General features: G+C 39.1%; 13 protein-coding genes. 4 read left to right on the forward strand and 9 right to left on the reverse strand.

Annotation, left to right across the window (positions count from 1 at the left end):
* Window positions 1-11 precede the first annotated feature (11 nt).
* Window positions 12-578, forward strand: a complete 567-nt coding sequence (locus tag VB733_RS10185) for a hypothetical protein (protein WP_323339978.1) — start codon at window positions 12-14, stop codon at window positions 576-578.
* A 26-nt stretch (window positions 579-604) separates the two neighbouring features.
* On the opposite strand, the gene VB733_RS10190 is transcribed toward VB733_RS10185, so the two are convergent.
* Both VB733_RS10190 and VB733_RS10195 read right to left on the reverse strand, forming a co-directional pair.
* Window positions 605-6,931, reverse strand: coding sequence for a GAF domain-containing protein (locus tag VB733_RS10190; protein WP_323339979.1), 6,327 nt, complete (start codon window positions 6,929-6,931; stop codon window positions 605-607).
* Between the two features lie 82 nt (window positions 6,932-7,013).
* On the reverse strand, window positions 7,014-7,217 hold the full coding sequence (locus VB733_RS10195) for a hypothetical protein (RefSeq protein WP_323339980.1): 204 nt from the start codon (window positions 7,215-7,217) through the stop codon (window positions 7,014-7,016).
* 705 nt (window positions 7,218-7,922) lie between these two features.
* On the opposite strand from VB733_RS10195, the gene VB733_RS10200 reads away from it, so the two are divergent.
* Both VB733_RS10200 and VB733_RS10205 read left to right on the forward strand, forming a co-directional pair.
* The gene (locus VB733_RS10200; RefSeq protein WP_323340057.1) at window positions 7,923-8,492 is read left to right on the forward strand and encodes an SRPBCC family protein; all 570 of its coding nucleotides are present in this window, start codon (window positions 7,923-7,925) and stop codon (window positions 8,490-8,492) included.
* A gap of 8 nt (window positions 8,493-8,500) precedes the next feature.
* Entirely contained in the window at window positions 8,501-9,076 is a 576-nt protein-coding gene (locus VB733_RS10205) for a DUF924 family protein (RefSeq protein ID WP_323339981.1), read from the forward strand.
* Window positions 9,077-9,237: 161 nt separating this feature from the next.
* Here the strand turns inward: VB733_RS10205 and VB733_RS10210 are convergent, their stop codons facing one another.
* On the reverse strand, window positions 9,238-9,912 hold the full coding sequence (locus VB733_RS10210) for a sugar transferase (protein WP_323339982.1): 675 nt from the start codon (window positions 9,910-9,912) through the stop codon (window positions 9,238-9,240).
* A gap of 631 nt (window positions 9,913-10,543) precedes the next feature.
* Between VB733_RS10210 and VB733_RS10215 the strand changes: the two genes are divergently transcribed.
* Window positions 10,544-10,843 carry a hypothetical protein gene (locus VB733_RS10215; RefSeq protein ID WP_096611207.1) on the forward strand — a complete coding sequence of 100 codons (300 nt, stop codon included), beginning with the start codon at window positions 10,544-10,546 and terminating at the stop codon, window positions 10,841-10,843.
* 66 nt (window positions 10,844-10,909) lie between these two features.
* Here VB733_RS10215 and surE read toward each other — a convergent pair whose 3' ends face one another.
* The 6 genes from surE to recF all read right to left on the reverse strand — a co-directional run bounded on the left by surE (window position 10,910) and on the right by recF (window position 15,160).
* Window positions 10,910-11,590, reverse strand: a complete 681-nt coding sequence (gene surE, locus VB733_RS10220) for a 5'/3'-nucleotidase SurE (protein WP_323339983.1) — start codon at window positions 11,588-11,590, stop codon at window positions 10,910-10,912.
* Between the two features lie 65 nt (window positions 11,591-11,655).
* Window positions 11,656-12,501: a carbohydrate ABC transporter permease gene (locus VB733_RS10225; protein WP_323339984.1), complete on the reverse strand. Its 846-nt coding sequence runs from the start codon at window positions 12,499-12,501 to the stop codon at window positions 11,656-11,658.
* Window positions 12,502-12,646: 145 nt separating this feature from the next.
* A complete protein-coding gene (locus tag VB733_RS10230; protein ID WP_323339985.1) occupies window positions 12,647-13,216 on the reverse strand; it encodes a 5-formyltetrahydrofolate cyclo-ligase in 570 nt (189 codons plus the stop codon).
* Complete coding sequence (locus VB733_RS10235; protein WP_323339986.1) at window positions 13,217-13,630, reverse strand: hypothetical protein; 414 nt, start codon at window positions 13,628-13,630, stop codon at window positions 13,217-13,219.
* Window positions 13,631-13,828: 198 nt separating this feature from the next.
* Window positions 13,829-14,017, reverse strand: a complete 189-nt coding sequence (locus tag VB733_RS10240) for a hypothetical protein (protein WP_323339987.1) — start codon at window positions 14,015-14,017, stop codon at window positions 13,829-13,831.
* 9 nt (window positions 14,018-14,026) lie between these two features.
* The gene (gene recF / locus VB733_RS10245) at window positions 14,027-15,160 is read right to left on the reverse strand and encodes a DNA replication/repair protein RecF (RefSeq protein WP_323339988.1); all 1,134 of its coding nucleotides are present in this window, start codon (window positions 15,158-15,160) and stop codon (window positions 14,027-14,029) included.
* Window positions 15,161-15,196 lie beyond the last annotated feature (36 nt).

Raw genomic sequence — 15,196 nt, forward strand, 5'->3', positions numbered from 1 at the left:
TAAAATATACGATGCAGCCAGTCTCTATAATTATTTTCTTACTATTTTTTCCTGCTTGTATGGGAATATTACGCCAGGCAATTTGGGGTACAGAATTAACAAGTCAAATAATTGCGATCGCCATGTTTTTTTTCTGTATTGAACAAGCCAGGATGGCTGTTAAGGATTTAAATCAAATCACTGAAGCAAAACAGTTAGTTAGTGATATTCGTTTGGATAATTTTTATATTGTTACAGTTATGACAATTGTGATTGAACTTGTGGGATTTTATGCCTCGGCAGTATGGTTAGGATGGGGTTCAATTATAATTTTAGTGAGCCAAGTTTGGTTTAACTTACTAGCAACAGTTAAGATTAAGACTTCTCCAAAAAATATCATTGAAAATTGGAAAATTTCCGAACGCTTACCTGTATTAATCGCTGATATTGTCGGATTAATTTTAGTTTCTGTTTGGATGTTGAAGTTTGCTTCTTTTTGGATTTCCTTAATCCTGGGTGGGATGGTAGTAGTTTACTTGAGTATTAAATTGCTGACAAGTGTGAATAGTTATTTAAAAAATCCTGTTTCTTGGAGTTAAGATAGGTGATTTTTATTTACTAATTTTTATTCATGGAACTTGACCATATTTGTTAGTTGCATAATTTTTTCAAACTGAAAATTACGGGCTAATTCATAGAAAAAGTCTTTAATTAATGTATTTTCTGATGATATTTCTGCAAGTAAACTCAGAATCAAATCGTCGCTACATCTGGCAGCAAAGTCATGTAAGTTTGTGACAAATTGTGGGGATAGTTTTGATAGCATCTCGACAATTTTTTCATCAGCGAAAATCGGATAATTTTGTTTTTTTATGTCACTAATTACTGAATCTTCTGCTGCTTGATAGAGATATTCAACTTTCAGATATTGCTGAATTTTTGCTAATAGAAATTCCTCACGAAATGGTTTATTAATAAAGTCATCACATCCAGCTTCAATAATTGTTTTACGCTGTTCTTCAAATACATTTGCTGTTAGAGCAATAATTACTGTTGGAGATGATGGAGAAATTTTCTTTCTTTGCTGTTGCCCCCGTCGTTTAATTTCTCGTGTTGCTTCATAACCATCCATCATTGGCATTCGCATATCCATGAATATCAAATGTGGTTGCCAATGTGACCAGATAGAAATAGCTTCATTGCCATTGGTAGCCTCATTAACTGCAAAACCGATTGTTGTTAGTAACTTAACTAGAAATTTTCGACTGTCATCAGCATCATCAACGACTAAAATTCGGTAAGTTCGCTGATCTGGTGCTAAACCAATTATTTGATTTTGTTTGCAAGTAGAGGAAATATCTGTTTCGGTGACAATATTAATTTGAATATTAAAAGCGAATATACTACCCACATCTACAGTAGAGTGAACTGAAATATCTCCGCCCATTAACTGAACATATTTGCGACTGATTGCTAAACCAAGTCCTGTTCCTTGTTGCGATTTTCTACCCGTTTCCGTTTGTCCAAATGCTTCAAAAAGTAAGTTTATTTCTTCTGGTGCAATCCCAGCGCCTGTATCTATTACCTCAAAGTAAAGGAATTGGGGATTTGGGGATTTGGAGACAGGAGAAGCAGGAAATTCTGGACTCTCAATATTTCTACCTTCTGTGATTCCTGCCTCATTTTCTACCTCTTCCAAAGAAACCCGTAAGACAACACTACCTACTTTGGTAAATTTAATTGCATTACCTAAAAGATTGAGCAACACTTGACGTAGTTTGTTGGCATCGGCTTGGATGTATTGGGGAATATTATTGGCGTATTCAAATACCAATGCCAAGTTTTTGGCTGTGGCGCGAAATTGCAGCATTTCTTTGAGAATTTCGAGTAGCTCAATCAAATCAAAGTTGCTGAGGTTAAGGGTACTTCTACCGGCTTCGATTTTGGACATTTCGAGAATGTCGTTAATGAGGCTAAGGAGGTGTTCTCCAGCACGGTTAATGACAGTAAGATTTTGTTGAATCTCCCTGTCTAAGCTCGTGTCGCGGCTCATTAACTGCGTAAATCCCAGGATGGCATTGAGTGGTGTACGTAGCTCGTGGCTCATACTGGCGAGAAATTCACTTTTGGCACGGTTAGCTGCATCGGCTGCTAGGGCTGCTTTTTCAAGCGCCTGTGATTGACGTTGTTTAACTGCCAGTAGTTCAGCTTGTTGGAGGGCGACACCAAGTTGATTGCCAATTTGGACGGCGATATTAATTTCGCCCGGTTTCCAATGTCGGGAACTACTATTTTGGTAGCTAGCGAGTAATCCCCACAGTTGAGCGCCACAAAAAATAGGTATGGTAATATATGCTTTGGCTTGGAAACGTTCGAGAAGTTGAATGTAACATTCATCTAGCCCAGCTGCGTAGATGTCGGAAACACAGAGGAAACTCGCTCCACGACTATAGCTTCCTCCTTGGGTATCTTGAAGATGGGTATCGATAATTTGGTTGCTGTTGCTGTTCATTCCTTGGAGAATACAATTCTCGTCTTCCAGCATTGCTGCGGTTAAGTCTGGTGTTTGCTTATGGGTTTCGATTAATGATATCCAATCATCCCCTACAGATTCGGCAACAAATTCACCACTCCAATCGGCATGAAAACGATAAATGACAGCCCGATCGCATCCTAACATTTGCCGCAGTTCTTGGGTTGTAGCTGCAAATATTGTTTCTAAATCCAATGTTTGCCGCATTCTTTGGATTACTTGGGTGACTGCTCGTTCACGTTCGGCGCTTTCCAGAAGGGCTAATTCAGCACGCTTTAGTTCCGTAATTTCTACTAATACTGAGCCAACACCGACAGGGATACCATCTTCTCCTGGTATGGGAAAATAGGAAATTAAGAAATTCCGTAAACCATTTGCTTCCTGAGGAGATGGCATATTTAATGCTTGGTTGAGAATCGCTTCCCCTGTAGTTAATACACGCTGATAAAGTGGTTCGATGAGAGGGGCTGTTTGACATAAAACTTCATTGAGCTTTTTGCCAATATGTGCTGGAATGGGGATACCGTTAATTTCTGCCAGTAGTTGGTTAATCTGTACAAAGCGAAGTTCTTTGTCTAAGATACATAAACCAATCGGAGCATTGTTAAAAAAGGCATTCAAACGTGCTTCTTTTAATGCCAATTCCCCCTCTAACAGTTTACGTTCGGTAATATCTTTGTGCGTCCCTGTCAAGCGTAGAGGTTTGCTATTTTCATTGCGATCGAATACTTTTCCACAAGATTCAATCCATTTCCATTCACCCGATTTCGCCCGCATCCGAAATTCGGCTCGGTAAATTGAATTCTCACCACGTAAATATTTTCCCAAAGTTGCACTCACAGAAGGTAAATCTTCGGGATGTACTAATTCTCGAAATGCTTGGCGAGTATCGGAAATTTCGTTTTCTTCATACCCCAGCATTCGCTTCCAGCGCCAATCACGATATATTTTATCCCTGGTGAGGTTCCAATCCCACATTCCCAAATCGCTAGCTTCCAGTGCCAACTGCAAGCGTTCTTCACTTTGAAGATGGGCTGCTTCGGCTTCTTTACGCTGAATTAATACCCCTAACTGGGCTGCGACTGTACTGACTAAATAGAGTAAGCGTCGATCTAAGGGTAATTTGATGCTTTTGAAAAAAACTAACACCACCAGCACTTTGTCTTTTGCCAAGATGGGAACAGCAAAACCTGTTTTTAATCCAGCATCACTAGCAATTGAACTTCTTAAAAATACAGTTTCTCTGGTTTGTGTGACATCCTCAATCCATTCTGGTTGCTGGTTTTGCCAAACTCGCCCTGGTAATCCGACACCACGGGCAAATGTCATATTCTGACTGCGATCGCAAAATTCTTTGAGGTTACTGGTTTCACCGTACCAACCCAATTGGTATTCCAAAACGTCACCGGATGGGGAGGGAACCCAGGCTTCGGCAAAATCCCAATGAATTGTATCGCAAATTAACTGTAATACTTGGGCGATGGCATTATTGACATTTACTGCTCGACTAATGGCTTGTGTCGTCAAAAGTAGTAAACGACTTTCATTTTCGGCTTGCTTGCGTTCGCTAATATCCCTAGCTGTACCCAGTAAATATTTTTGTGCATCAATCTCAATTAATTCGGCACTGAAAAGCATGGTTCTAATTTCGCCGTTAGCGGTGCGAAGTTCCAATTCTTGATCGCGAATTGTTTGTGATTGCTTGAGTATTTGCACAATCTGCTGGCAATCGGCTAAATTTGCCCAAATTTCCACTTCTTCAGCGTTGCGATTAATGATTTCTTCGCGCTTGCAACCAAAAACTCGACAAAAATTGTCGTTAACTTCGATGTAACGGATGTTGGGAAAAGTTGCCAGGGCAATGGGATCGGGTGAGGAACGGAAAGCTGATGCCAGTTTTGCTTCTGCACGGGTAGAACGTCGCGCTTCTAAGGAGAGGGAAATTAAATTGGCGAGCGATCGCGCAAAGTTGATATCTTCGAGCATCCATTGCTGGGGAACTGCCACTTGTTCTAAACACAATACCCCCGTTGTGACTCCTCCTAATTGCACAGGTACGTCGAGTACAGATGTAATCTGGTGGGGAATTAAATAGGTATCTTTTAGCTCCTGGGTGCGCGCGTCTGTCAAAGCATTTTCTGCGATCGCTAATTGGTTGGAGTCTAGAGTCTGAACAAAAGCGGGGTAGTCGGATATGGGCAGTTGAATGTTGGGTTTACTGTGTCGATTATGACTGAGTTCAAACAGTTCGAGGCACTCAATCGTTTGCTGGTTTTGGTGATACAACCAAATACTGGCTCGTTCAACGCCAATGTATCGTGCGCCTGCTGCTGTAATTTCTTGTAAAGCCTGCTCGAAATCCCCTGCATATAATACTTGCTTGCTGGCAATTTGAGTCAGGATTAAATTGTGTTGACTTAATTTTTTGGCACTTTCGCGCAATTTTTGTTCGCTGGCTCGCAAAGCCGTTTCTGCTTGAGTGCGATCGCGAATTTCTTGTTGTAGGAGAATATTTGCTCGTTTTTCATTCTCCAATAACTGGGCTTGGGAAAAAGCAATCCCAAATTGGGTGGCAATTGATTCAAGTAATTCTATTTCTGCTGGAGTCCAATGACGCTGTTTATCACACTGGTGTAGACAAATTAAGCCATTGACATCGCCTTTACAGGATGTTCGCACTACTAGTATTGATTTGATTTCAAATTGCTTGCAAATCTCAGTTACATTTTCCAATAGTGGTTCTTGATATACATTATCGGATGCGATCGCTTGATCCTGTGATAGGGTTTTTTGTAAGTGGGCATTACTGAATACGGGAATGTCAAAGTTGAGTAGTGATGCGTAACCCGGAACTAAAAATTCTCCTAAAATTGGAATTTTGGGAATTTCTCCAGCTTCATAACTATGAATCAAAACTCGACTAACATTTAATGCTTCACCAATGACGGCGGCGGCGGTAGCTAAAAGCTGCTTGGTATCGAGTTCGGAGCGAATTTGATCGGTGATTTTCTTGATTAAATAACTGCGTTCTAATTGTCTTTGCAGAGCTTTTTCGGCATCTTCTCGCTCGTGTGCCAATGCCAGTGAATTCGTTGCAGCTTGCAAAAAATCAATTTCCGCATCTTCCCATATCTTGGGTTCCAGGCAACTATCAAATCCCAGAAAACCAATAAATTCTCCCTTGGCAATAATTGGTAAAATTAAAATTGAAAGTATTCCCTGTGCTTCGAGAATGAGGCGTTCGGCATCGGGAAAATCTTGGACAAGTCCATTGATAATGCCACCTTTTGCTAATATCTCTAACCAGCGAGGGAAGAAATCAGCCAGGGGGAAATTTTTGAATGTCTGATTGTTAATCTCATCATTAATTCCCGCAGCATACCATTCCACCTTTTGGTTGATGAGCAAACTACCATCTGTAGCGTGACGGTTTTCAAAATAGTAAACCCGACTAGCTTGAGCCGCATTTCCTAAGATTTTAATGATTTCCCCATAGCAATTGCTACAAGTGTCGAAAGCCAATAACCGACATTTTATGTCCACCAATGCCGACAAATAACGTTCGCGATCGCATTTTTTGCTATTATCTAAAACTGTGATGACTGCAAATGTTTCACCATCTTCCTGTACAAATGCTCTCAATGTTGTGTCTGCATCAAAACGCGAGCCGTTTTTGCGACTGAGAGTTAAATTTTGGCGGGTAAAGTGGATATTATGGTTGATGTAATTCTGACGGGAAGGAACACTCTGACGATATCCCTCAATTAATTCGGTTTGTTGAGCTTTGCTCAAATGGGAATAATGAAGAGTAAATAATTTACCAATGAGTTCATCTTTGCTAAATCCAAACATTTGACAGTAAGCAGGATTTGCTTCCAGCAAATATCCTTGCTTATCAAGCAAACCAATCCCTACCTGTGCCGTTTCTAAAATTAATTCGATTTGTTGGTTTCGATTTTGTAATTCTACCGTCAAATGCTGTTTCTTCTCTAATTCAGCATTTAATTCTTGATTTTTTAATCTTAATTCATCTTGTAATTTTTGAATTTGTAATTGGTTAGCAACTCTAACTAAAACTTCCTCTGGTTGAAAGGGTTTTGTAATGTAGTCACAACCACCAACCTTAAAGGCAGTAATCTTATCTTCAGCTTCCTGTGCGGCACTCAGAAAAATAATGGGAATATGTTGAGTATGGGAATTTGCTTTTAAGTAACTACATACTTCAAATCCATTCATATTCGGCATTTTGATGTCGAGCAAAATTAAATCTGGATTAAAAGCGAGCGTTGTCGCCATTACTTTTGCTCCAGAATTCAACTTGCCAACAACATAGCCTCTATCAATCAAAATATCGGATAGAAAATCTAAATCTGCTTGGTGATCGTCAATCAGTAAAATTTTTTGACTTTCTCTATCCATTGTTCAGAAAATTTACTTTAAATATAAACTGAAAACATAAACTTAAATGTAGCAGTCATGAATCGAAGTCCATCCCCAATTCCTAAAAACGCCACCAAGTTTTTTGCACATAAGCAAGAATACCCATTGCTATAGCGATGAGTAGTAATAGCCAAATCACTCCCCCTGGAATTGCCGCCAAAATTCCCACTCCAAACCCTCGTAGTACCCAAACTGCGATCGCGATTCCCAGAAACATCCCAAAAGCCTGAGTAAATATACGGTTGGACTTTGATGATTGTGACATACGATTTTATACTCCAATTCAAGCTGATTCCACAATAGCAGTCTGAGTTAACTACCTAATTCAATATACATTTTCATCTGTGTTGATTTGCAGGGATTTTGGAAAATCCCAGGGGCTGAGAGACGACATTAGTAAATGTTTTCCTGTTTTCGTTCATGATTGCTACTTAATAAAGCCTTTAATGCTGATTTCATCGTTATTTTGTGATCCATTCCCATGAATTTTGAGCTACGAAATACTGCTGAAAAGATTAAAGATATGATAAAGCCGTCATCGCGACAAGATTTTAGTATTATTTTAAACTATAGTCATCAATGTTTATTACCCGAATAATGGCGCAATCAGGTGTTTGACAGCAGTATTTTTGAATTTGTAATTGCCACAAGCTTTTTGGAGCAAACATGATTAAAAAATCTGCTAGATGAGTACACTGCTAGGATGATTATGGATATTAACTCAGTAGTAATCTAAATTTTATGTTTTTTACCGAAATCAACTACTTAGTAGATTCACATAAACAAATAAAAAGTTATAAAAAAGACATATTTTTAATGAATCTTTTGGGAAAAATCATCCAAGAAACAACTATTTCCGGAAAATTTATATATTGTACTGGAACTACAATTAATAGGTTACACTCGATTCGCATTGAGTTTTAACTTTCAAGACAGCAAAAGTAGTGATGAGGAGTGGCGGAAATTTATGATGTCTGCATCTTATAACTCAGATTCGGTATCTACAGGTTCAGGAATGACAGTTTCAAATATGGCATGGAGTCCAGAACAACAAGCCAAAGTTATCCAAGGAGAAGTAATTCTCGAAACCCGATCGCATAATGCTTGGGGTGGCGCAGTCACAGCTTGGATGTACTTACCCATTAAGCGATCGCACGCATGGCAACAACTAACAGATTATCCTCGCTGGGTGCAATATTTCCCAGATGTGACGAAAAGTGAAGTGATTCAACGGGGAGAAGCCAAACGCTTGTACCAAGCAGCACAAAAAGCCTTCCTGTTTTTTACCGCACAAGTAGAAATTTATCTCCACGTCGCTGAAGAAATCGGACAACGCATCCAATTCCGTCTAGAGAAAGGAAGTTTCCACGACTTTACAGCTAATATCGAACTCCAAGACTTTGGCAACGGTACATTACTCAAATACGCGGTACAAGCGACTCCCACAATCCCAGTACCCTCAGTTTTGATTCAGCAAGCAATGAATTTTGAGTTACCCGCAAATATGCGTAAAATGCGACAAGTGCTTTGTAAAAGTTAATCAGGACAATGTCACAGGCAAACGAAATTCTCGACTTTTGGTTCGGTATTCCGACGGAAGCAGATTACGGTAAACCAAGAAATGTTTGGTTTTCCAAGCAAGCGGAATTTGACAGCGAAATCCGTTCCCGCTTTCTTGTAGATTACGAGAACGCAGCACAAGGTTTGCTAAACGAATGGAAAAACTCACCCAAAAGCTGTTTAGCGCTAATTTTGCTTCTCGACCAATTTCCGCGTAATTTGTTTCGCGATACTCCAAAAGCATTTGCCACGGACTGGGAAGCACTATCAACCGCAAAAAAGGCTGTTGCACGGAATTTCGATCGCCAGTTACTACCCGTACAACGTTGGTTTATCTATTTACCTTTTGAACATAGCGAAAATCTCGCAGATCAACATCAAGCTGTTAAGTTGTTTAAGTCACTTAGTCACCACCCCGACAGTGCTAGCGCGATTACGTATGCTATCCGCCACATGGAAGTAATTGAACAGTTTGGACGTTTTCCCCATCGTAATTCTATTTTAGGACGCACTTCGACAGGCGCAGAAACCGAGTTTTTAACGCAAGCTGGTTCTGTTTTTTAGCCACTCTAGATATGTTCACAAATCAATAACCACCAATACTTAAATAGGGATGCAGCCATGCTGTGTCCCTATCTGCATTCTGAATATTAAGGCTAATCAGTGTCCCCTCATCTCCCCATCTCCGCATCAGTTTTATCGTCATTATTCGGGCGAACCTGATATTAGTAAGCTCCGATTCTGGCAAAAATCACATAGATAGTTTTGAAAACAACTAACAAGTCATACATGGGGTACCACTTTTTTTGATATTGCAAATCTAAATCAACAACACTCTCAAAATCTGCAATTTGCGATCGCCCGTTAACTTGCCATTCACCAGTCAATCCTGGCTTCACATCTAATCTTTGCCAATGACGTTGATTGTAATGCATTACCTCATCTCCAGTTGGCGGACGGGTTCCCACCAAACTCATTTCACCTACGAAAACATTCCAAAATTGCGGTAACTCATCTAAACTAGTGCTTCGCAAAAAACGACCTATTTTTGTCACCCGAAAATCATCTTTACTCTTAAAAATTAACCCTTCCGATTCATTTTTCACGAGATTTTTGAGCTGTTCCGCATCCGCTACCATGGAGCGAAATTTGCGAATCCGAAAAGTTTTTCCGTACAATCCATAGCGTTCTTGGGTAAAGAAAATAGGACCTGGATTATCTATTTTAATAGCGATCGCAATGGGAATAAACACAACAGCTAAAATCAATAGCCCAACTAGACTACCTAGGATATCTAAAGCGCGTTTGAATTTGGAATTAACAGAGGGGTGAGGTTGAATTTCATGCCAATTATTGGTACTTGCACGCTGAAATATATTTAGAAATGGTATTTGGTACATCTCTATAATGAATATTGAGTCAAAACGTATAAATACGTATCTTTTATTTCACTATAGACTTGACGTTCAAAAAGACAGTCACCCTCAACCGTATATTCACTGAATCTTCATTGATATTGCCTGAGTTATGATTTTTTATAAACTTAATATAAAGGTAATTTAGTATATCTTATGGTAGGTGAAAAATTTATTTCAATGTGTATATTTGGATCAGTTGTGTTATATTCGACTTGCAATTATGTATGATTGCGGAAATACTGAGTTAATATTTCAACTTTTAAATAAGTAGTAGATAAAGCAAATTTAAGTTTGCCGACTAAATACTTATGTGGAAATATTTGCAGTGTTAACACACAAATAGATGAATTATCAACTATTTAACTATAATTAACCCCAAAAACTACGGTAAATTTAGCGAAACAATTTGGTGATTAAATACCAGTAGTTTCGCGAAAATAGTTTAACTCAAAATGTAAAATTTTATAAAGTATAAAAACTGACCGTGTAATTGGCAAATTATGTTTGAAGGGGTAGTAAGTAATATTGCTACTGCGGCGTAATTGGCTAATAGTTCTATTGAAATTTGTTCAGGGATAATTCTTTGCTTTGTTAAAAACGAGGTGCTAGAGAAATGGTTGCAGTTGGATTTGAAGTTAAAGTAAATCGATTAGAGTCAATTGTCGAGCAAATTGGGGAAGCGGTATTAGCGACTACAGAAACAATTGATCGATTAGGCGATCGCATGGATAATCTCAGTGTGCAGATAGAGGAACAAGGTAAACAAATTCAGCAGCAGGGATACCAAATATTGGCATTATGCGACGCAGTACAAACACTTGCGGAAACTCAAGACGATTCATTACAGAAGTTGTCCCAACTGACTCAAACATTAGATCGTTTGATGACGATAATTCAAGGTTCGGAAGAATAGAAGAGATGGAAATAGGGGGATAAACGTTTCTCCCTGTCTCCTCAGTTCATCTAATGTTTTGCCCCCTCAAACCCTTAACTGTGTCACCGCAATATTCCCAGAAAAGCAAACATCAACATCACTACCCGGAGTGCGATCGCGTTTGCTATAATCTCCTTGATAATAGAAATCATTGCCTTCTATGCGATAGTTCACTGGTAAAGGTTTATTGCAAGCTTGGCAAAAAATAATCTCTGGTTCTGGCTCTCCTGGCTGCAAATGAGGCAAATTTACATTCCAAAAAGTCCCCACTTCCCAAGTTCGCGAGAGTAAGTCTTCTAATACTTTCACTGTCATTTTTTTCGCAGCTTCCCAATTGTAATCAAGCTTGCCTTTGCGATAGTGAGAAATAGCAACACCAGGTATACCTAGCATTGCCGCTTCGCGAACTGCGGCGACAGTACCGGAAATATATGCATCAACTCCCAAATTGCCCCCAGCATTAATCCCAGATAAAACAAATTTAGGATTGGGATAAATGTGAGTGAGTGCAATGCGAGTGCAATCCGCAGGTGTCCCTCCAATAGCGTATTCACGTTCAGAACGAGGGTAGAGGGGGATGGAGCGATTTGTAGTCACCTGATGTCCACAACCCGATTGGTGTTCATTAGGAGCAGCAATAATTGTTTGATAGCCTTTGACAGCCTCCAATAGTACCCGAATTCCCGGAGCATCGATACCATCGTCATTAGTTAAGATTAAAGTCATTCAATTTTGAAGTTTAATTTTAGATTTTAGATTTTAGATTTTTCTGAATCAGCCCATTTCAGATACTAACCCTTGACAGCACTACCAGTATCAGTCGGGACAATATAACGTTGGAGAAACAAAAATACTAGCATCACTGGGGCGATGGACATGACTGAACCAGCCGCAATCAAACGCCAATCAGATGAAAATGTACCCGCTAATTTGGCAACGCCAAGGGGTAGGGTATATAAATTCTCGTCTTGAATAACAATTAGAGGCCAGAGAAAGTCACTCCAAGCACCAATAAATACAAAAATTGCAAGGGTTACAAGTGCGGGTTGAATCGCAGGTAACATAATATTCCACCACAAACCCAACTCTGAGCAACCATCCATTCGTGCAGCTTCTTCCAATTCTTTAGGCACTCCCAAAAAAGCTTGTCGTAGTAGAAAAATACCAAATGCAGAAGCCAAACTTGGAAAAATCACGCCTAAATAGGTATTTCGGAGTCCGATTTGCACTGTCAAAATATATAGAGGAATCATCACAATTTGAAACGGGATCATAATTGTAGTGACGATCGCAGTAAAAATCCAGTCGCGTCCCCGAAATGATAATCTGGCTAGGGGATAAGCAGCCAGGGCACAAAAGATGAGGTTGATGACAACAGTGAGTACGGCGACTAAAGTGCTGTTGAATATGTATTGTGCAAATGGGTTGGTTTGCCAGACTGTGACAAAGTTTTCCCAGGTTGGTTGTGCTGGTAATAATTGGGGTGGTGATTGAAAGATATTTTCTGTTTGGGATTTAAATGCAGTTCCAACTAACCATAGCAATGGGAAAAGAGTTATAAGGGCAATCAGGCTTAATAAGCCATACATGAGGATTGTTTTGATTTGAGAATTTTTTTGATGATTTGGCGATCGCATTTTCGTATTTGCTAATGTAATTTATAAATTTGTAATTAAGTACGTGGTTATAATCAAAATTAATTAAGAGAGTTTAGTGTGCTTGCCTCAGGTTTTATATTTAATTAAATTTACCTACTGACTAGGTTGTTAATGTTGTTAACAATTAACTAATAATTCCATTTTCTGTACAAACACTTTGTAATGGTTTATCCCAGCTAGCAATTGGTAATTGTGGCAAATGGGCAAATGCAAAGACAATGCCGATAGTGGGCTGAAATTGCCATTCAGGAGAAGCAAGCATTCTGTCATAATAACCACCACCATACCCTAAACGAAAGCATTGGCGATCGCAAGCAACACTGGGGATAAGGATTAAATCAACATCATTTGGTTCAATAATTTGGTTATGAGGATGGGGTTCGGTAATTCCATAAGCGCCTGTTTGTAGAGCCGCAAAATTGCCAATTTCGACAGAATGCCAAAACATATTTTTGCCAACGCAGCGAGGAAAACCCCAAATTTTAGCAGTCTGAGTAAATAAACTACTCAAATCTGCTTCTTGACGAAAACTGAAGTAAGCCAAGATAGTTTTTGCTTGGAGAAATAAGGGTGATGTTTGTAAGTGAGTGCAGATGCGATCGCTTTTTTCTCTCCACTCAGATGCACTCATTTGCGTACGTTGGTTGATTAGTGTTCGCCGTAACTCTATTTTTTGATCAACTGAATTTTCCATTTAATCAAACAATAAAAGTGCCTGACTAAAAATTTTCTCCTGACTGCGAGTTGCCAGTATGGACTTAACTAAATTCATAAATTCTTGATCTAGCTTTTCATCATTTTCAATCGTTTTTGTTGCTGCATAAAAGCTAACATCATCTAACTTTAACTCATTCGTTAAACCTGTTTGTATTTGACGGTGCTTACTATCCCAAGATAATGATTTACCTCTGAAGGTAAACTGAAACCAGATAATTTTGTCATCTTTTAAATCAAAAAAAATATCGAAGTATGGTTCCTCTCCCTGAAACCATATTCGCTTTAATCCTTCTTCATTAGCCTGCTTTAGAAGCTTTTGCCCAATTTCTCGCAAGGAAGCGCCCAGCAATTCAATTTCATCTTTAGTTAGCAAACTATTACTTTTTTGCATTTTTATTTTTCCTAATTTTTTGCTTTAGTTCATGGTTAATAATTATATAAAATCATGAATATAAATATCAAAAACTAATATTAAAAACTAATAGACAAATCCCTCAATAATCTATGAATGACTCCCTATCTAAGGAAATTATAAACACTATAATCTATCAACAAAAAAACAAAATTTAAATTTAAATTCAAAAAATAATCAATTACTATAGGAATCATGTTTGATTATTGTTGGCGTAGCCTGTGCTTTGCGCTTATAAAATCTCGTATTGTAGGGTGTGTTAGAACGGAGTTCGTAACGCACCAAATGCCCGCGAATGGTACTGATAAAGTCATCTTTATTTTGCCTTCTGCCTTCTGCCTTCTGCCTTCTGCCTTCTGCCTTCACACACTAGGATTAAAAAGCAGGAGATTGCGAAGAAATTGCTCCACCCTTAACAGCAAGAATCTGTGAAGAATTGAGCCATTGGGAATCAAAAGAACCCAAATGAGTTGTTGTGATTAACGTTTGAAAACGGTCTTGAATTGCATCAAGTAATTGATTTTGTCTGGAAGGATCGAGTTCCGCCAAAACATCATCAAGTAGTAGCAAAGGTGGTTCACCAACAACTTCTTCTATTAATTGCAATTCTGCTAACTTTAACGCTAAAACTAAAGTTCTCTGTTGACCTTGCGAACCATATTGACGCGCAGGTGTTTGGTTAATAGTCAATTCTACTTCGTCGCGATGGGGACCGACAAGGGTAGTACCTTGATGCAACTCAGCAACAGCACGCTGTTGAATTTTCTCTAAAAAAGCCTGCTGAACTTGTTCAGATTGGGTTTCCTCCAAAGGCACATTCGGAGTATATTTTACCTGAAGAACTTCCGTGCTACCGCTAATACTAGCGTGCCATTTAGAAGCGATGGGAGCTAGACGTTGAATCGCGCGATCGCGTCTTCTAATCACTCTGGTACCAGTAGTTGCTAGTTGTGCATCCCATACACTTAATTCCGATTGTAGAGCAGTTAAATTTAATGTCTCTAAATGACGTTTTAAAAAAGCATTACGTTGGCGCAAAACTTGCTGATATTGCTGCAAAATATAAGCATAAACTGGTTCCAGTTGCACTAGCAAAGTATCCAACCAATGACGGCGAACTTCAGGACTACCTCGCACTAAATCTAAATCCAGGCTTGAAAATTCTACAGCATTAAGAACCCCTAAAAAATCGGTTTGCCGTCGCAAATTCTCACCATTTAAATTTACTGTGCGGCGACCATTACGGCGTAATGTTAAAGTTAGGTCACTAATTCCCACTTCTCGCTGTAAACTCGCTTTAATCTGGGCAATTGCTTCGCTGTCTTGTACTAATTCCTTATCCCTTGCCATCCGGTGACTACGTAACGTCGCCAGTAACTCCACTGCCTCCAACAAATTCGACTTTCCTTGAGCATTATTACCCAACAAAATAGTTTTAGGAGCAGTAAATTCAATATACTGCTCCTGATAATTACGAAAGTGACGAAGTTGGAGAGATTGGAGAAACATAAATTATGATCACTAACTCTGAATTAATAATTCGCA

The organism is Calothrix sp. UHCC 0171 (assembly GCF_034931845.1).
Taxonomy (GTDB): Bacteria; Cyanobacteriota; Cyanobacteriia; order Cyanobacteriales; family Nostocaceae; genus Brunnivagina.